General features: G+C 66.2%; 14 protein-coding genes and 1 pseudogene. 2 read left to right on the top strand and 13 right to left on the bottom strand.

Annotation, left to right across the window (positions count from 1 at the left end):
- Nucleotides 1–139 precede the first annotated feature (139 nt).
- Nucleotides 140–1507, bottom strand: a complete 1368-nt coding sequence (locus P6U31_RS00075; protein ID WP_407186295.1) for an MmgE/PrpD family protein — start codon at nt 1505–1507, stop codon at nt 140–142.
- 117 nt (nt 1508–1624) lie between these two features.
- On the opposite strand from P6U31_RS00075, the gene P6U31_RS00070 reads away from it, so the two are divergent.
- Nucleotides 1625–2740 carry an FUSC family protein gene (locus tag P6U31_RS00070; RefSeq protein WP_407186294.1) on the top strand — a complete coding sequence of 372 codons (1116 nt, stop codon included), beginning with the start codon at nt 1625–1627 and terminating at the stop codon, nt 2738–2740.
- A gap of 314 nt (nt 2741–3054) precedes the next feature.
- Entirely contained in the window at nt 3055–3549 is a 495-nt protein-coding gene (locus P6U31_RS00065; protein WP_407186293.1) for a septal ring lytic transglycosylase RlpA family protein, read from the top strand.
- Between the two features lie 16 nt (nt 3550–3565).
- Here the strand turns inward: P6U31_RS00065 and P6U31_RS00060 are convergent, their stop codons facing one another.
- From P6U31_RS00060 to dnaA, 12 genes and pseudogenes are all read right to left on the bottom strand, one after another.
- Nucleotides 3566–4228, bottom strand: coding sequence for a 2-hydroxychromene-2-carboxylate isomerase (locus P6U31_RS00060; RefSeq protein ID WP_407186292.1), 663 nt, complete (start codon nt 4226–4228; stop codon nt 3566–3568).
- Nucleotides 4225–4713: a DUF2867 domain-containing protein gene (locus P6U31_RS00055; protein WP_407186291.1), complete on the bottom strand. Its 489-nt coding sequence runs from the start codon at nt 4711–4713 to the stop codon at nt 4225–4227. Before P6U31_RS00055 ends, P6U31_RS00060 begins: the two co-directional genes overlap by 4 nt.
- Nucleotides 4710–6104, bottom strand: a complete 1395-nt coding sequence (locus tag P6U31_RS00050; protein WP_407186290.1) for an MATE family efflux transporter — start codon at nt 6102–6104, stop codon at nt 4710–4712. Before P6U31_RS00050 ends, P6U31_RS00055 begins: the two co-directional genes overlap by 4 nt.
- A 346-nt stretch (nt 6105–6450) precedes the next feature.
- The gene (murA, locus tag P6U31_RS00045; protein WP_407186289.1) at nt 6451–7746 is read right to left on the bottom strand and encodes a UDP-N-acetylglucosamine 1-carboxyvinyltransferase; all 1296 of its coding nucleotides are present in this window, start codon (nt 7744–7746) and stop codon (nt 6451–6453) included.
- A gap of 131 nt (nt 7747–7877) precedes the next feature.
- Nucleotides 7878–8345 (bottom strand): annotated as a pseudogene (locus P6U31_RS00040) (hypothetical protein).
- Nucleotides 8346–8610: 265 nt separating this feature from the next.
- On the bottom strand, nt 8611–11046 hold the full coding sequence (gene gyrB / locus P6U31_RS00035) for a DNA topoisomerase (ATP-hydrolyzing) subunit B (protein ID WP_407186288.1): 2436 nt from the start codon (nt 11044–11046) through the stop codon (nt 8611–8613).
- A gap of 345 nt (nt 11047–11391) precedes the next feature.
- On the bottom strand, nt 11392–13548 hold the full coding sequence (locus P6U31_RS00030) for a hypothetical protein (protein WP_407186287.1): 2157 nt from the start codon (nt 13546–13548) through the stop codon (nt 11392–11394).
- Nucleotides 13549–13678: 130 nt separating this feature from the next.
- Nucleotides 13679–14422: a hypothetical protein gene (locus P6U31_RS00025; protein WP_407186286.1), complete on the bottom strand. Its 744-nt coding sequence runs from the start codon at nt 14420–14422 to the stop codon at nt 13679–13681.
- A gap of 108 nt (nt 14423–14530) precedes the next feature.
- A complete protein-coding gene (gene recF / locus P6U31_RS00020; protein ID WP_407186285.1) occupies nt 14531–15679 on the bottom strand; it encodes a DNA replication/repair protein RecF in 1149 nt (382 codons plus the stop codon).
- Nucleotides 15680–15725: 46 nt separating this feature from the next.
- Nucleotides 15726–16013 (bottom strand): GIY-YIG nuclease family protein, encoded by a 288-nt coding sequence (locus P6U31_RS00015; RefSeq protein WP_407186284.1) that lies wholly within the window; start codon nt 16011–16013, stop codon nt 15726–15728.
- A 55-nt stretch (nt 16014–16068) separates the two neighbouring features.
- On the bottom strand, nt 16069–17187 hold the full coding sequence (gene dnaN, locus P6U31_RS00010) for a DNA polymerase III subunit beta (RefSeq protein WP_407186283.1): 1119 nt from the start codon (nt 17185–17187) through the stop codon (nt 16069–16071).
- A gap of 248 nt (nt 17188–17435) precedes the next feature.
- Nucleotides 17436–18845 (bottom strand): chromosomal replication initiator protein DnaA, encoded by a 1410-nt coding sequence (dnaA, locus tag P6U31_RS00005; protein WP_128928584.1) that lies wholly within the window; start codon nt 18843–18845, stop codon nt 17436–17438.

Below are 18845 nucleotides of genomic sequence, written 5' to 3'. Positions count from 1 at the left end.
CGGGGTGGGGTGATCTCTCCCCACGAGCACTTTTCTTCGAAGAGAGACTGTCACCCCACCCCGCTACGCATTCCGCTTTGCTACATGCGTAGCGACCCTCCCCCTCCAGGGGAGGGTAAGCAAACGGCGCGGGCCAATCCTATCTCCCCAATTCCGTCGCCCGCGCCACGCGGTCGAACCGCTCCAGCGTCATGATCGCGTCGGCGAATTTTTCGGCGCGCGCGTTCAGCACGGGGCGGGCCAGCGTCAGGAATTTCTGCTGCATCGCCTGCGTGTCCGGGAAGGAGGTCGGCTCGCCCGAGGGATCGGCATAAAGCCGCTCATGCACGCCGTTATCCGTGGTGATGCTGACACGGGCGCCGAATGGATGGGTGCGGCCGATCTCGAGCCGGTCGTCCTGCACCACGTCGAACTTGTCGGCGAGCGCGTCGATCGCGGCGTCGCCGAGACGGTTGTAATCGTCCCAGCCGAATGAACCCTGGTCGAGCGCGAGCGCGCCGGTGAAGAACATCGAGAACTGGCCGCCGACGATCGAGCGCGGGTGCCGCTTGGTGGCGGCGTCGCCGGTCAGCGTGATGCCGTTGCGGTGAAGGCCGATCTCGACGCGCTTGACCTGGTCCGGCGTCAGATTGTGCTCGCGCCGCATCGCGATCAGTGCGTCGATCGCGGCATGGGTGTAGCGGCAGCTCGGATAGGGCTTCACGCCGATCTTCATGGTCTCATAGGTCTTGCCGAGCTCGGCGACGGCCTTGTCGGGATGCGCATCGTCGGTGTAGCCGGCGAGGAGGCCGTGCTTGCCCTCGACCGATTCCGTTGCGCCGACGAAATCGTTGCGCGCCAGTGTCGCGGCGATCACCCCGTTCATCGCGGCGGCACCGACCTGGTAGCGCTTGTTCCAGGCGCCGTTGACCAGGAATTGCAGCGAGCCCGCGGCCTGGCTGCCGGAGACGCCGAACGCGGCGATCAGCTGCTTCTCGCTGAGGCCGAACAGCTTGCCCGCGGCCGCGGCCGCGCCATAGGTGCCGGCGGTCGCGGTCGGGTGGAAGCCGCGCGCGTAATGCGAGGTCGGGTCGAGCGCATTGCCGAGCCGGCAGCAGACCTCATAGCCGGCGACGATGGCGGTCAGCACGTCGCGCCCGGAGGCGCCGACCATCTCGCCGACGGCGAAGGCGGCCGGAACCACCGGCGCGCTCGGATGCAGCGAGGAATCGGCGTGGGTGTCGTCGAAGTCGAGGGAATGGCCGAGCGCGCCGTTGAGGAGCGCTGCGACCGCCGGCGTCCAGGTCTTGCTATCGCCGAACACGGTGGATTCGCCCCTGGTGTCGAGCGCCAGCGCCTCCAGCATCTTCAGCATCGACGGGGTCGATTCCGCCTCGCGCCGTGCCCGGATCGCGCTGCCGAGGAAGTCCAGCGTCAGGACCTTGGCCCGCTCCAGCACCTCGGCCGGAATATCCTGGTAGTTCAGATTGAAGACATAGGCGGCGAGCGTTGCGGTTTCGTGAGCCATCGTGTTTCCTCGTTTTGGCGCGCAAGTTAGGCGGGCTGATTTGGCCTTTCAAGCGGCCTTGCGGCTGCGGGCATCAGCCATGCTTTTGCCTGGCGCAAGAGGATCGGGATATTCCGCATGACGCGCGCAAGGCAGCTGTTCGACCGGGTTCGAGCGCGGCGGACGCAGCTTGGGCTGGCGATCCGGGTCACCGTGGCGGCGACCGCGGCCTATGCGCTCGCCACCGCGCTGCATCTGTTGTTGCCGCTCTGGGCGGTCCTGACCTCGCTGATCGTGACCCAGATGAGTGTCGGCCGCTCGCTGAAAGCGACGCGCGACTACATGCTCGGCACCATCGGCGGCGCGATCTATGGCGGCGCCATCGCGATCCTGATTCCCTATTCCAGCGAAGCCGGCCTCCTTGGCTTGCTGGTGCTCTCGGTCGCCCCGCTCGCCTTCATCGCCGCGATCAATCCGAGCCTCAGCGCGGCCACGGTGACGGCCGTGATCGTGCTGCTGGTTCCCACCATGCACCATTCCGATCCCATGACCTCGGCGATCGACCGCGTCAGCGAGGTCGGCGTCGGCGCGGTCACGGGATTGCTGGTGTCGTTCCTGGTGCTGCCCTCGCGCGCGGTACGGCAGATCCGTGCTGCCGCTGCGCAACTGCTCGAGCTGATCGCAGATGCCTTCAGCGAATTGCTGGCTGGCCTCACGCGCGGTCGCGACAACGACGCGCTACATCGGATCCAGGATGGCATCGGCACCGCGATGGTCGGCATGAATGCCATCGGCGCCGAAGCCGAACGCGAGCGCGCCGCGCGGCTGTCGAGCGGGCCCGACACCGGCCCGCTCTTGCGCACCGTCCTGCGGCTGCGCCATGACGTCGTGATGATCGGCCGTGCCACCGTGGTGCCGCTGCCGGTCGAGGTGCAGATGCGGCTAGCTGCTCCGCTGACGGAGGTGTCGAGCGTGATCGCCCGTTTCCTGCGTTCGGCTGCTAGCGCCTTGCGCGAGGGCGCGGGCGCGCCGCCGATCCATCCCGTCCACGTCGCGCTCCAGCGTTACGCGGAGGCGGTCGCGTCGGTCCGTCAGGACGGCTTGATCCGCGGCCAGCCCGGCGACACCGCCGAACGTTTCTTCGCGCTCGGCTTCTCGCTGGAGCAGATGCACCAGAATCTCTGCGATCTCGATCGTGTCGTCGGCGAATGGTCCGAGGCCGCAGGCGCCAAATCCGTGCGTGTAGCGGAGTGAGCTCGGGCGGCCTTCTGGACGTCCGCCTTCGACAGCAATGCGCACGTTGCGCGGCTTGGCCCTGATCGGCCGCCTGCGACCCCGAGACGCTGCACGCGTCAGGTCGCTTGGGGCCATGTTGCTGACGCAATTTCTGTCTTAATCGGCGACAAGCTAAACGCGACGTGAGGACCACTCCGGTTCCCACAACGGTTCCGTAGCCAGGGGTTGGCTCGAATCCGCAAAACGATTGGCGCAAGTTGATGAACGCGGCTGCGTTCGCTTGACGACGTTTGCGGTTCTGGAACCGGACAATCCAGAAAATCACAGGACTAATGATGCTCTTCCGCTCGAGCGCCGCAATTTGCGGCGCCCTGATTGCGCTCGCCGTTTCTGTTGCCGGTGCGCGAAGTGAAACTCGTGGGGATCACTCAAACCATGTCGTCAATGCCGCCTCTGGCAATGCGATCGTTGGCGCGGCGTCCACATACAATCCGTTCAAGCCCGGCAAGGAGGAGGGCGGTCCGAAGACAGCCACCGGCGAGCGTTATGATCCCTCTGCCTGGACGGCCGCCATCAAGACGAGCTTGCGTCGGAAATTCGGTGGGGTTCAATTTGGCACGAGGCCGAAATATGCCCTCGTCGAAGCCGTGGGCAAAAAGGTCATCGTCAAGATAAATGACGTGGGGCCGCTGAGACCTGGCCGCATCATTGACCTCAATGAGCGGACGATGCGTCATTTCGATCCAAGCATGGACCTCGGCGTGATTCCTGATGTGAGAGTTAGTCCGCTTGCAGGTGACAATTGGACCCCGGGCCCGGTGGGCTGAACAAGGGCAGTGTTCATCAATGTCGGCCTGCACGCCGCGTCAGCCCCTTGTCCTGCATGCGCCAGACCAGGAGATCGATGCGGTCCTGCCCGAAGAAGGGCTCGTTCTCGAACACGAAGGTCGGCACGCCCCAATGGCCCGACGCGGCGTGGTCCTTCTCGTTCTCCGCGATCACCTGCTCGTAGCGATCCGGGTCGGCGGTGATCGCGGCGTCCATCGCGGCGAGGTCAAAGCCGGCGGCTTCGGCCGCGCGCGCGAGATGATCACCTTCGTTCCATCCCGCCACCGAGCCGTCCCACAGCACGCGGGCGATCGCCGAAGTGAATGCGAGCGCGCGTCCCTCGAGCTGCGCCATCGCGCCCAGCCGGGTCAGGCGGTGGATATAGGGCTGCTCGGCCGCGACGTCGAACGTCGTCTTGTCCTGCACGATCGGATCGGGCCGGGGAAAGCGGAATGGAATGCCCTCGTGCTGCGCCACGCGCGTGCTGTCGAGCACCACGTAGCGAATGAAATTCGGATTGGCCTTCTTGAAGAAGCCGGGCACGCGCACCGCGAGCGGGTAGACCGGCCGCAGGTTCACGGCGAGATCGTAGTCCTCGACGAGCTTTTGCGTCTTCGGCAACGCCAGATAGCTGAACGGGCTGCGGAAGGAGAAGAAGAGATCGACGGACAGCGTCATCTGGCCGGCTCCACGATGTCTCCCATCATGCTACGGGCTACGAGCTTGTGGAAGGGCACGATCAGCGTGAGGTAGGCCCGTCCGAGCAGATTGTTGGTCCGCACCAAGGTGGTCAATGTCACCCGCCGGTCCGCCGCGTCGCCGGCGACGTCAACCACGACGCGGAAATCGAGATGGTAGTCGTCAAACCCGGCGATTAGCCGCTCCGGCGTTTCACTCAGCACTGGAAAGAGGCCGATCATCCCGTGCGGCGCCGGAGCACCCTCGCCGGACGTCTTCAGTCCGAAGGGTTTCACCAGGACGTTGCGCAAGCGCGTCAGCGCATCGATCCAGCGCGGTCCGTGCAGCACCATTCGGGTGCAGGCCTCGCGGGCACTCAATTGCATCGCGCCGACCTCCACGCGAAAGGCGTCGATGAACTGCGCGCCTGCCAGCAGCGTGCCGGCATCGACATTGGGGGTGACTTCGCGGACCGTTCCGATCATCCCATTAGTTTGCGCGTCAGCATCCGGAAGCGCAAGATCAGCAGCCCGGCATAGACGAAGGTGCCGACCGAGAATCCGACCCAGACGCCGACCGCGCCGAGCCCGGTGTGGAAGGCCAGCATCCAGGCGACGGGAAAAGCGACGCCCCAATATCCGATCGCCGCGAACAGCAGCGTCATCCTGGTGTCGTTGATGCCGCGCAGCGCGCCGCCCATGATGGTCTGCAGGCCGTCGGCGATGAAGAAGGTGGCGCCGACCAGCAGCAGCGTCGCGGTGAGCTCGACGGTGGCCGCGCTGCCGGCGCCACGGCCGAAGAACAGCTGGCCGAGCTGATAGCGGCCGAGGATGATCGCGATCGTCAGGGCACAGACCAGGCCGATGCCCAGCACGGCTGCGGCCAGCCCGGCGCGCGTCACGGCGGCCGCATCGCCGCGGCCGAAGGCGTGGCCGACCCGCACCGTCGCCGCCATGCCGATGCCGAGCGGCACCATGAACAGCACCGCGGTGACCTGCAGCGCGATCTGATGCGCGGCAATCGCGGTGGTCGAGATCAATCCCATCAGCAGCGCCGCCGAGGAGAACAGGCCGTATTCCAGCAGCAGCGAGAACGAGATCGGCGCGCCGAGCGCGATCAATTGCCGCATCAGAGGCCAGTCGATTCGCCACAGGCGCGCCAGCGGGCGGTAGTCCGAGAACGGCTTGCGCAGCCCGGCGATGGCGAGCACGGCGACGAACGTGCCAAGGTTGACGATCGTGGTCGCAAGTCCCGCGCCGAACAGGCCGAGCTCGGGCAGGCCGAACAGGCCGTGGATCAGGGTATAGACCAGCACGGCATTGACCGGGATCGCGGCCAGCGTGATCCACAGCGGCGGCTGCGGCCGGTTCACCGCACTCATCATGCTGCGCAGCGCGATGAAGCCGAGCGCCGGCGCAATGCCCCAGGCGAGGCCGTTGAGATAGCGCTGCGCCAGCGCGGCCGATTGCGGCACCTGTCCGAGCGCGAGCAGGATCTGCTCGCCATAGAGCGGCGAGGCCATCATCGGCAGCGAGATCAGAAACGCGACCCACAGCCCGACGCGCAACGAGCGGCGGATGCGCCTGACGTCGCCCGCGCCGAACGCCTGCGCCGCCAGCGGCGACACCGCCGACATCAGTCCGAGCCCGAAGGTGAAGCTGACGAAATAGACCGTGTGCGCCAGCGCCGCCGCGGCCACCGCATCCTCGCCGAGCCGGCCGATCAACGCGAGATCGGTCGTGATCATCGCGATCTGCCCGAGCTGCGTCAGCATCAGCGGCACGGCCAGCCGCAACGTCTCGACCAATTCGTCGGCGAGGCGGCTTTGCGGCACGCCGGCTTGCGGCTGCGCATGATGTTGGACGGTGTCGAGCATGGCGGCTCAATAGCACGGCCGGGCGACGAAAACATGGCCCGTGCTTGTAGAATCCCCTCTCACCCGGAGCGCGCCCTGGGCGCGCGTATTCCGGCCTCTCCCCGCACGCGGCGGAGCGCTATCGCATATGGCTTTGTGGTGGGGTCTGAGCAAGCGCCTCTCCTTCGAGACGCCCGCTTCGCGGTCTCCTCAGGATGAGGCTCAACTGTATCGGTGTCCGTTGAAAGTGCTGCCGCGCACTCCGTCCTCATCCTGAGGGCCCGCCAAGGGCGGGCGTCTCGGAGGATGCGCCACAGGCAACCGAACTCATATGTGATTGCCCGTGCCGCACGCGGGGAGAGGAAGATCAGCTCTTTCGTTCCGGCACGCGCTTGATCTTCGCGCCCAGCGCGTTCAGCCGCTCCTCGATGCGCTCATAGCCGCGCTCGATCTGGTCGGCGTTGTTGATGGTGGAGGTGCCTTGCGCGCAGACGGCCGCCAGCAGCATGGCCATGCCGGCGCGGATGTCGGGCGAGGTCATGGTCGCGCCGTGCAGGCGGCTGGGACCTGCGATGATCGCGCGGTGCGGGTCGCACAGCACGATGCGCGCGCCCATCGCGATCAGCTTGTCGACGAAGAACATCCTGGATTCGAACATCTTCTCGAACATCAGGATGACGCCCTCGCATTGCGTGGCGGTGACGATCGCGATCGACATCAGGTCGGCCGGGAAGGCCGGCCAGGGCTGGTCCTCGAGCTTGGGCACATGGCCGCCGAAATCGTCCTGGATCTTCAGCGTCTGGTTCGAGGGCACGATGAGATCGTCGCCCTCGACACGGCAGACGATGCCGAGCCGCTCGAAGCCCATCCGGATCGAGCGTAGATGCTCGACGCCGGCGCGCGTGATGCGCAACGGAGAGCGCGTCACCGCCGCAAGCCCGATCAGCGAGCCGACCTCGATATGGTCGGGCTGGATCCGGTAGGTCGTCTCCCCCAGCGTCGCCGGCCCGTGCACGATCATGGTGTTGGTGCCGATGCCTTCGATCTTGGCGCCAAGCGCGACCAGGAAATTGGCGAGATCCTGCACGTGCGGCTCGGACGCCGCGTTGCGCAAATATGTGACGCCATCGGCGGCGACCGCCGCGACCAGCGCATTCTCGGTCGCGGTGACGCTGGGCTCGTCCAGGAACACGTCCGCACCGGCAAGCTTGGGTGCGCGGAATTCGAGCCGGTCGGTCGCGGTGACCTTGGCCCCTAACTGCTCCAGCGCCAGCACATGCGTGTCGAGCCGGCGGCGGCCGATGACGTCGCCGCCGGGCGGCGGCAGCATCACCTCGCCGCAGCGTGCGAGCAGGGGGCCGGCGAGCAGGATCGAGGCGCGGATGCGCACGCACAGCTCGGGATCGAGATCGGCGGCGCGGATGTTCTTGGCGTGGATATGGAGCGTGTTGCGCGCAGTCCATTCCGCCGACGCGCCGACCGAGCGGATCAGCTCGACCAGCGTCTCGGTGTCGCGAATCCGCGGCACGTTCTCCAACGTCACCGGATGTGAGGTGAGCAGCGCCGCGGCGATGATCGGGAGCGCCGAATTCTTGTTGCCGGATGGCTCGATCGAGCCCGAGAGCCGGTGACCGCCCTCGACGATGTATTGGATGGGCGCCACGGGGTTCTCGCTGTCCTGTTGAATGGGGGGCCTGTTTCGGGCGGAAACTACAGAGATTTGAGCGCGGGAGCAATTGTACTGGCTGTAACCCGCACCCATCCGTCTGGCGTTTGTGGCAGCTGGCCTGCCCCTCAAAACAGCCCGATGATATTCCCGATCACATAGAGGATCGCGATCAGGATCAGGGCCCCGATCATGACGAAGGAGATTTCGATGGCGATGGCGCCGGTGCCGAGTGTGGCGGCAACAGCGGCAAGGAGCCGTTCCTCCCGGAAGATCAGGGAAAGCACCGAAAGCAGGATGGCGAGCAGGCCGAGCGAGATTGCTGTGACCGACGCGGTTTCGCTCCAGCTTCGTCCCGCCGGCTTCTCAGGCCTCGGAGCCTGATACTCCTCGCCCTTCACCTTCGCGACGATGCGGTCCTTGATGCGATGTCAGGTGTCGACGATCACCTTGTCCGCCGGCGGCGGCGGAAACACGATCGGCACGACCCAATGCGGCAACACGGCCGCTATCATCGCCAGCACGCCGACGATGCTGCCGATGATGCCGAGGCGGCGCGAGGGCGCGGTGGAACTGGTCCTTGCAGAGGCGGTCATGACGCGACACTTCCCGGCCGGAATTGGCCGACGGGTTCATGCCGTTTCGTCGCGACGGCGGGTAGGGAGGTTCAGGCGTTGTTGCCACACAGGTGGTGCGCTCCCTCCCCCGCCTGCGGGGGAGGGCGGGGAGAGGGTGTCTCCACAACGGGACAATCCCTCAGAGGAAAGAGCCCTCACCCGCCGCTTCGCGTCGACCTCTCCCGCAAGCGGGAGAGGTGCAGCAACAGCTTGGCTAGCAGATCAATCCAAAGCCATCCTGCCTTCAGATATCGATCGTCGCGCTGAGCGAGTGTTCCTGGATGAAGTCGCGGCGCGGCTCGACCACGTCGCCCATCAGCTTGGTGAAGATGTCGTCGGCCTCGTCGACCTCCTTGACCTTCACCTGCAGCAGCGAACGCGCGTCGGTGTTCAGCGTGGTCTCCCAGAGCTGCTCCGGGTTCATCTCGCCGAGGCCTTTGTAGCGCTGCAGCGCGATGCCCTTGCGGCCGGCTTCAGTCACGGCCTCGAACAGGTCGGACGGACCGTGCACCACATGCTCGCTATCCTTGCGGCGCAGCTTGCCGGAGCGCGCGTAGACGTCCTGGAGCTTGGGCGTGTACTCGTCGAGCTTGCGCGCTTCGGCCGAGCCGAGCAGCGCGTCGTCGATCACGGCGGCTTCCTTGACGCCGCGGACGGTGCGCTCGAACAGGAAACCCTGGCCTTCGACGAATTGGCCGACCCAGCCTCGCTCGACCTCCTCGGCCTGGCTGTCCAGTCGGGCCGCGATGTACTGAGCCGCGGCCGTGGCGTTCTCGGGGTTGCCGTAGACCGACTTGTTCAGCACGCCGGTGATCGCGGCCTGCTCGACCACCTTGCGGTTATAGCGGCTGTGCAAGCTGCGCAGGATGCTGCGGACCACGCGGGCGTCGTCGACCAGCGCGCGCAGATCGCGCCCGGAACGGTCGCCGCCGGTACCAGGGATGTACACGCAATCGTCGAGGCCGGCGTCGATCAGATAGTCTTCCAGCGCGCGCTCGTCCTTCAGATACTGCTCGGACTTGCCTTTGCTGACCTTGTAGAGCGGCGGCTGGGCGATATAGAGATAGCCGCCGTCGATGATGTCGCGCATCTGCCGGTAGAAGAAGGTGAGCAGCAGCGTGCGGATGTGGGCGCCGTCGACGTCGGCGTCCGTCATCACGATGATCTTGTGATAGCGCAGCTTCTCGACCGAAAATTCGTCGCTGATGCCGGTGCCGAGCGCGGTGATCAGCGTCCCGATCTGCTCCGATGACAGCATTTTGTCGGGGCGGACGCGTTCGACGTTGAGAATCTTGCCGCGCAGCGGCAGCACCGCCTGGAACTCGCGGTTGCGGCCCTGCTTGGCGCTGCCGCCTGCCGAGTCACCCTCGACGATGAAGAGCTCGGACTTGGCGGGATCCTTCTCCTGGCAGTCGGCGAGTTTGCCGGGCAGCGAGGAGACCGAAAGCGGGCTCTTGCGCGTCAGCTCGCGTGCTTTTCGTGCAGCCTCACGCGCCGCCGCGGCCTGGATCACCTTGCCGACGATCATCTTGGCCTCGGACGGGTGCTCCTCGAACCAGGCTTGGAGCGCCTCGTTGAGGACGTTCTCGACCACGGGACGCACTTCCGAGGACACCAGCTTGTCCTTGGTCTGCGACGAGAATTTCGGATCGGGCACCTTCACCGACAGCACGGCCGTCAAGCCTTCGCGACAATCGTCGCCGGTCAGCGCGATCTTTTCCTTCTTGGCGTTTGCCTCGGCATAGCCGTTGACCTGACGCGTCAGCGCGCCGCGGAAGCCGGCGAGATGGGTGCCGCCGTCGCGTTGCGGGATGTTGTTGGTGAAGCACAGCACGTTCTCGTGGTAGCTGTCGTTCCACCACAGCGCGGCCTCGACGCCGATGCCGTTGGCCTCCGAGCGCACCATGATCGGCGCCGGCACCAGCGCCTTCTTGTTGCGGTCGAGATATTTGACGAACTCCTCGACCCCGCCGGAATAGAACATCTCCTCGCGCTTCTCGACCGCGTGGCGCATGTCGGAGAGAACGATGTTGACGCCGGAATTGAGGAAGGCGAGCTCGCGCAAGCGATGCTCGAGCGTGGCGAAATCATATTCGATGTTCTTGAAGGTCTCGGTCGAGGCCAGGAACGTCACCTCGGTGCCGCGCTTGCCGGGTGCGGCGCCGACGACCTTGAGCGGGGCCACGGCATCGCCGTGGGCGAACTCGATATAGTGCTCCTTGTCGTCGCGCCAGATCCGCAGGCCGAGCTTGCTCGACAGCGCGTTGACGACGGAGACGCCGACGCCGTGCAGGCCGCCGGAAACCTTGTAGGAGTTCTGGTCGAACTTACCGCCGGCATGGAGCTGGGTCATGATGACCTCGGCCGCCGAGATGCCTTCGCCCTTGTGGATGTCCACGGGAATGCCGCGGCCGTCGTCGCGCACGGTCACGGAATTGTCGGCGTTGAGCACGACCTCGACGCGCGTGGCGTGGCCCGCCAGCGCCTCGTCGATCGCGTTGTCGACGACTTCGTACACCATGTGGTGCAGGCCCGAGCCGTCATCGGTGTCGCCGATATACATGCCAGGGCGCTTGCGGACGGCGTCGAGACCCTTGAGCACGCGGATCGATTCCGCACCGTATTCGCTCGGATTGGAGGGCTCGTTTTCGGCAGCGGGCTGCCGAGCAGGTTCTGTCATGAGAGGCCTTCGAAATGTCGCCCGAATCAGCGGCGCAAAAGGCGCTGATTTGCGGGGCTATTTGTGCCACGAAAGGGGCATTGCGCCTAGCGCAAAGTATGCTGTCGCAACCCTTTGAGCAGATAGGGATTTTTGGCCAGTTTTCAAGGCGTTTGAAGGCCGATTCCGGACCTCGAAAAAAGCGCGATTCGGAGGGCCTTTGGGGCGCGGAAAGGCGGGGTTTTTGCGGACGTGGGAGAGGTCTGTTTCGAGCTGCCTTGGGCATTCACTTGGGCATTCACAGGTGCCGTCATGGCCGGGACAAGCCCGGCCATGACGATGCGGCGGTTCTAACGGCCCGGCACCTCAATACATCTGCAGCGGCAGCACGTCGCCGCTCGGCCCCACCATCAGACCCCAGGCATCGCCGGCGGCGACGGTGAGGGTCTCGGTACGAGCGGGCTGCCCGGGTACGCGCAGCGCGTATTGGTACTTGCCCGGCGGCAGATCGAGAATCGGGCCCTTCGGCGATTGCGGACCGCCGGCACCGGCGGCGATCTTCACGGTTTGCTTGTTGATCGTGAGCGAGGCGTCCTTGTCGCCCATGTTGCCCATCATCACGCGGGCCTGTCCGGCCTTCGGAATGATGTCGGCCTTGGCCGCGGCATCCGGATTTTTTTGCACCAAATTGACCGTGGTCTCGCCCTTGGCGCGGGCAAGCCTGAGCACGGCCGGTCCCTGTGGCGAGGAGAAGGCGATCTGCGCGCGTTCTGCGGACACGATGGCCCCGTCAGTCTTTTCCTGCCAGCCGAGCCGGGACAGCTCCGTGCGGTAGAAGGACAGGACGTCGCCGAGCGGGGCGGGAATGCTGGCTTCGAGCTCGCGGCGGAACGGCGTCTCGCTACCCGGGAATTTCGAGCTGGCGAGCGAGGTCGACGAGCGCTGCGTCGGCACGGGCAGCTGAGATTCGGTGTCGGGCTTGAGCGGCTCGGAGGATTTGGCCTGCACCTCCGGGATCGTCGCAGGCTTCGCCGCGGCCACCATGAGGGCCGATCCGCTGGCCCGAACATTCACCTTCGGGCCCATCTGCATGACCGTCATCGAGATCGACTTGCCGCCTTTGGAGAATTCCATCACCGCCATGTTGGGCTGGTTGATCACGGAGGGCTGCTCCTTCCAGCCTGCGGGCTTGAGCGATGCGCGATAGAACGCAGTGAGCGCCTTGACGCTCGAGCTGGAGGAGAATTCGAGGTGGCCGCCATTGCCCTCGAACGTCACGCCTTCGGCGGTCTCGGGCAGCGGCACCGGCGTGTTGCTGCCGGCAAGCGCATTCAGCGGCGCATCGGACAGCGCGGCCGCCTGCGCCTTGCGCCTCGCTTCGTCGGCGGCGATGACCTGCTTGGCGGTCCCCAGCGCATCCGCGAGGAACTTCTCGTCGGCCTCCTTCTTCGCCTTGGCGCGCGCGGCGAGCGCGGATTCCGTCACCTGCGCGGTCAGGCTGACCATGGTGAAATCATATTTGCGGCCGAGCCGCAGCACGCCGGTCTCCTCGGTGTTGGAGACCTTGATCGCGATCTCGTCGCCAGGGGCGAGCGGTGCGCTGCCGTCTTCCCGCCAGCCGCGCGCGGCGAGCTCGCGTCGATAGAAGGCGAGCACGGCGGGCAGCTCGGCCATCGCGGCAGCACTCATCTCGCGCTTGTTGGAGCTCGCGCTGCCGAGCCCTCTGGAGGATTTGGTCGGGCTTGGCCGCGGCAGGCCGGCGACATCGCTATCGGCCTTGAGATCGGCGGGCAGCGCGAAGGGTGCGATCCTGATGTCGACATTGGTCCGGCCATCGTCGCGGCGCGTCAGCGTCAGCATCACCGGCTTCTGCTTGTAGAACTGCGTCGTGTCGCCCTCGGGATGGTCGTAGAAGGCGCGCACGCCGTTCGGCACGGTCTCGTCGAGGCCGGCACTGGTCCAGCGCGCGGCCGTTTCCGCCGTGAGCTTGCGCCAGCCGATCGCCTCCATCTGGCTCTTGTAGAAATCCGATGTGGCATCGAGCGCGCCGGGCGCGATGCAGCCGAGATAGGGCCTGGTGCCGTCGAACACGAGGTCGCTCGCGCCTTCGGGGAACGGCACGTCCGAATAGATCCGGTCGCTCGTGTAATACACCACGGACTGATCGGGGCGGCCGAGTGCTTGCGTGAAGTGAACGGACAGGCCCTGCCGCCCCTTCTTGAATTTCAGCGTGGTGCTCTTCTCCTCCAGCGGCAGCACATAGGGCAGCCAGCCGTCGGCGCTCAGCAGCTTCCGCACCGCCTGTGACGTCGCGGCTTGCGGCGTCGGCACGCGATATTCGACGCGGTAGGGATCGGGGCGCGAGGTGTCCTCCACCGCCCCCTCGAGCTGCGGCAGCGCGTGGACGTCGGCGATGCCCCCGTCGGCGCCGGCTGCGATGGAGCAGCTCGCCACCAAGAAGAGGCCACAGGCAAGCAGCCGCCATCGTGCCGGGACCTGCGTCCCGCGCGTCATCTTCAACATGGTCAATTCTCCAGGGACGTGGCGCAGCGCACCGGCTCGCGCGCAATTGCCGGCCTGCGGCACCGTCGGCGCGGCCTCTGACGAGAAGTCGCAGCTGGAACCCGTGAGGTTCAAAGACCGCCGAAGGCCTTCAATACAGCTGGAGCGGAGGCCGGGCGTCGCCGTCGCGCCCGACCGAGAGCTCCCAGGCATCGCCAGCGGCAATGGTGATCGTGTCGGTGATGGCCGGCCGGTCGGGCGCACTCAGCTCGTAGGAATATCTGCCGGGCGCCAGATCCAGCGATACCGCGTTGGTGCCGGCGGCACGCTTGACGGTCCGCGCGTCGATCGTCAGCACGATGTCCTTGCCGCTGATATTGGTGAACACCAGCTTGGCCTGGCCGGGTTCGGGCATGATATTCGCCCGCGTCGCCGCTTCGGCATTCTTCTGCACGAGGTGAATCGAGGTGCTGCTGTCCTTGCGAGCGAGCTCCAGTGCGGCGGGCCCCAGCGGAGAGGCGAAGGCGAGCCGGACGTGATCGGCTGCGATCACTGCACCGTCGCGCTGCTCCTGCCAGCCGAGCTTTCCAAGCTCCGTGCGGTAGAAGGCGAGGACGTCGCCGAGCTGTGCGGGCACCGTGGTTTCGAGCCTGGTGCGGAGCGGTGCCGCGATGCCAGGCATCACGGTGGTGTGGGTGCCGCGATAGAGATAACGGGTCGGCGCCGGCAGCTTGGCGGCGGGGTCCAGCGTCAGCGCGGACGAGAACAACGGCAGCAGGTTCGACACGAACGCGCCGGCGCTTGCCGCGAGCAGGCAGCTTGCGAGCAGTGCGAGGCCGCACGCAAACAATTGCCATCGTGCCGGAGCTCGCGCCCCACGCCTCACCGTCGTCATGCCGATGCTCCAAGAAGACTGCGAAGAATATCGCGCGTGTCCGAGAAATTCGCGCGATGGCCGCATCTTGCGGCTCAAGCAGCTAGTCGCCGACGGAAACGGGCGGGTTCAATCGCGCTGCTGGCTTCGGGCGGAGACTCGTCCGCTCTCGACGTCAAACACTTCGCCTCCTGCGCCGATGTCGGCGAAAGCGGCAGGATCGGCGCCCGTCAGCCACACCTGCGCGCCGAGCGTCTTCAGCTCGTCGAACAGCGCGGCGCGCCGGTTCGGGTCGAGATGCGCGACGACCTCGTCGAGCAGCAGCAGCGGCACGATGCCGGTCATCTCGGCGACCAGGCTCGCATGCGCCAGCACGAGGCCGATCAGCAGCGCCTTCTGCTCGCCGGTCGAGGCATCGCGCGCCGGCATGCTCTTCGGCGCATAGACGACCTGGAGGTCGGTGAGATGCGGGCCGTCGGTGGTGCGTCCGGCGATGGCATCGCGCGGACGGTTGTCGCGCAGGATCTGGCGGTAGCGGTCCTCGACCGAGGTCGCGGTCTCCTCCAGCAGCGCGTTTTCCATCCAGCCGTCGAGCGCGATCCTGGCCGAGGGAAAGGCGGAGGCCTGCGCGCGCGCGTTGAGCATGCCGGTCAGCCTTGCCGCCGTCTGGCCGCGCGTTGCCGCGACCGCGACCGCAAGCTCCGCGGTCTCGCGCTCGATCGCGTCGCACCAATGGTCGTCGTAATTGCGGGTCTCGAGCAGGCGGTTGCGCGAGCGCAAGGAGCGCTCCAGCGCGTTGATGCGGCTCGAATGTTCGTTGTCGATGGCGAGCACCAGGCGGTCGAAGAAGCGCCGCCGCTCGGAGGCCGCGCCCATGAACAGCCCGTCCATTGCCGGCGTCAGCCACACCATGCGGATGTGGTCGCCGAAGGCGCTGGCCGAGCCCACCGGCTCGCGGTCGATGCGACAGCGCCGGCTCACTGCAATGTCCGCGCGCGGCGGCTCGATGCCGGTGCCGAGCGTCGCCAGCCCGAGCGCGCCCTCGACCTGCGCCGAGACGGCCCAGGAGCCGTCGCCCTGGTTGTCGGCGACGTCTTCCAGCGTGGCGCGCCGCAGGCCCCGGCCGGGCGACAGGAACGAGATCGCCTCGATGCAATTGGTCTTGCCCGCCCCGTTCGGCCCGACCAGCGCCACCAGGTCAGCCGCCGTCTCGAGCCCCGCCGCCCGGTAATTGCGAAAATGCGTCAGCGTCAGGCGATGAATGCGGGAGGGGGTCATGTCAGCTCGTCATTGCCGGGCTTGACCCGGCAATCCATCGTCCGCGTCAGCGGGCAACTTCGTCATATAGGTCTTGCCACATCGGATTGCTTTTCACGATCAGATCGATCTTCCACTCGCGCGGCCAGTGCTTCATGTTCTTTTCGCGCTGAAGGGCAGCAACGATCGTGTCATGCGCCTCGAAATAGACCAGAGTCTTCACCCCGTAACGTTTGGTGAAACCGTCAGCCAAGCCCTCGCGATGTTCATAGACGCGGCGGACCAGATTGTTTGTGACGCCGATGTAGAGTGTTCCACCGGGCTTGCTGGCGAGGATGTACACCCAATAGGTCATCTTGTTCGATGGATGGCCGGGTCAAGCCCGGCCATGACGAGAGAGAGAAATCGCCTCACACCCGCATCGGCATCAGCACGTACAGCGCGCTCTTGTCGTCGCGGTCCTGCACCAGGGTCGGCGAGCCGGGGTCGGCGAGCTTGAGCGTTGCGACGTCGCCTTCGATCTGGGCGGCGATGTCGAGCAAATAGCGGGAGTTGAAGCCGATATCGAGGGCGTCGGAGGCGTATTCGACCTCGAGCTCTTCGGTCGCACTGCCGGAATCCGGGTTGGTCACCGACAGCACCAGCTTGCCGGCCGACAGCGACAGTTTCACCGCGCGGCCGCGCTCGCTGGAGATGGTGGAGACGCGATCGACCGCGTTCTCAAAATCCTTCTTGTCGACGACGAGCTCCTTGTCGTTGCCTTGCGGAATGACGCGGCCGTAATCGGGGAAGGTGCCGTCGATCAGTTTCGAGGTCAGCACGACGTTGCCGATCGTGAAGCGGATCTTGGCCTGCGACAGCTCGATCGTCATCTCGGCGTCGGTATCCTCGATCAGGCGCTGCACCTCGCCGACGGTCTTGCGCGGCACGATCACGCCGGGCATGCCCTCGGCGCCCTTGGGCTGCACCAGGTCGAGCTGGGCCAGGCGGTGGCCGTCGGTGGCGACGCCGCGCAGGGTGGCGGCCTTGGGCGTCCCGGCGGCGTGCAGGTAGATGCCGTTGAGATAATAGCGCGTCTCTTCCGTCGAGATCGCGAACTGGGTGCGGTCGATCAGCCGCTTGATGTCCTTGGCGGGGAGCGAGAAGGAATGCGACATGTCGCCGGCGGCCAGATCCGGGAAGTCGTTCTCCGGCAGCGTCTGCAGCGTGAAGCGCGAGCGGCCGGCGCGGATCGCCAGCACGGCGCGGTCGCCGTCGGCCTCCAGCACGATCTGCGAACCGTCCGGCAGCTTGCGCACGATGTCGTAGAACATGTGCGCCGGCACGGTGGTGGAACCGGCGGTTGCGGTCTCCGCAGGCAATGTTTCCGTCACCTCGAGATCGAGGTCGGTCGCCTTCAGCGACAGCTTGGCGTTCTCGGCCCGTACCAGCACGTTGCCGAGGATCGGAATCGTGTTGCGGCGCTCGACCACGCGGTGGACATGGCCCAGTGACTTCAGGAGTTGCGCGCGTTCGACCGTAACCTTCATTGCACTACTCGCCCGATCCCCAAGATGTGAAAGGCCGGGCAGCCGAAAAGCGCCGCGGCACCGATGACCCCGGTCGGCCGGGTCATCCAACCGATATGACCAAAGCCGCCAGGGTCGCGCAAGGTGGCGCGGAAAGCCATCCGTTTCAAGGGATTGGGGGTCAGTTCCCCACGATTTACAGGCAAAAACGAAGCCGCCGCTCAGGCGGGGCCGGGCCGGCGGCAGAATGGCAGGAGCGGCTTAGGCGTTTATTCCTGAAGCTGGCGCTTCAGCGACTCCACTTCCTCCGACAGCGCGGTGTCCTTGGAGACCAGCGCCTCGATCTTGCGCACGGCGTGCAGCACCGTGGTGTGGTCGCGCCCGCCGAAGCGGCGGCCGATCTCGGGGAGCGAGCGCAGGGTCAGCGTCTTGGCGAGATACATCGCAACCTGCCGCGGGCGCACCACGTTGGCGGTGCGGCGCGAGGACAAGAGGTCGGAGCGGCTGACATTATACTGCCGCGCCACCACGCGCTGGATGTCCTCGATCTTGATCCGCTTCGGCTCCTGCGGCCGGACCAGGTCGCGCACCTCGCGCTCGGCCATCTCCAGCGTCACCGGCTGGTTGTTGAGCTTGGAATGTGCCAGCAGGCGGTTGATCGCGCCTTCGAGGTCGCGGCCGTTATGGGTGATGGTGCGCGCCAGATAATGCAGCACCTCCTCCGGGACGTCGAACGTCGCATGATGGGTACGGGCGGCTGCAACGCGCGACTTGAGGATGCCGTGGCGCAGCTCTTCGCCGAGCGAGCCCATCTCGACCACGAGGCCGCCGGCGAGCCGCGAGCGGACGCGATCATCGAGGCTCTCGAGATCCGACGGCGGACGGTCGGCCGCGATCACGACCTGGCGGCCGGCATCGATCAGCGCGTTCAGCGTGTGACAGAACTCGGCCTGGGTCGACTTGCCCTGCAGGAACTGCAGGTCGTCGATCACAAGCACGTCGATGCCGCGCAGCGCTTCCTTGAAGGCCAGCGCCGTCTGCGTCTTCAGCGCGGCGACGAAGCCGTACATGAATTTTTCCGCCGTGAGATACAGCACCTTGCGCTCGTTGCCGGAATTGCCGGCCCAGGTCACCGCCTGGAGCAGATGCGTCTTGCCGAGGCCGACGCCGGCATGGATGTAGAGCGGGTTGAACATCACGGGGTCGCCGCGGCGACCTTCCGCGACCTGACGCGCAGCCGCATGCGCCAGCGTGTTGGAGCGGCCGACGACGAAGCTCGCGAAGGTTAGGCGCGGATCGAGCGGCGAGCCGCCGAGCGCGTCGTGATTGGCCGAGACCGGCGCAGTCGCGGTCGAGCGCAATTCCGGCGTCGGCGCGCGGCGCGCCTCGACCGGGGCCGGCGCTTCCTTCGGCTGCGCCACCGGGCGCACCGCGGAGCGGACGGTGAGGTCGATGCGATGCACTTCCGGCATCTCGGCCTGCCAGCACGACAGCACGCGCTCGGCATAATGGGCCTGGATCCAGCTCTTCAGGAAGCGCGTGGGCACCGAGAGCCGCACGCTCTCGTCCTGCACGCCTTCCAGATCCATGCGCGCAAACCAGCTCGTGTAAACGTCCTCGCCAACGCTCGAGCGCAGCCGACCCTTCACGCGTGACCAGCGATCCTGTTCCATTGTCAT

Origin of the sequence: Bradyrhizobium centrosematis, assembly GCF_045571495.1 — a bacterium.
GTDB lineage: Bacteria > Pseudomonadota > Alphaproteobacteria > Rhizobiales > Xanthobacteraceae > Bradyrhizobium > Bradyrhizobium centrosematis.
Note: the sequence above shows the minus strand (reverse complement) of the source record. Positions and strands in the feature narration are given on the sequence as shown.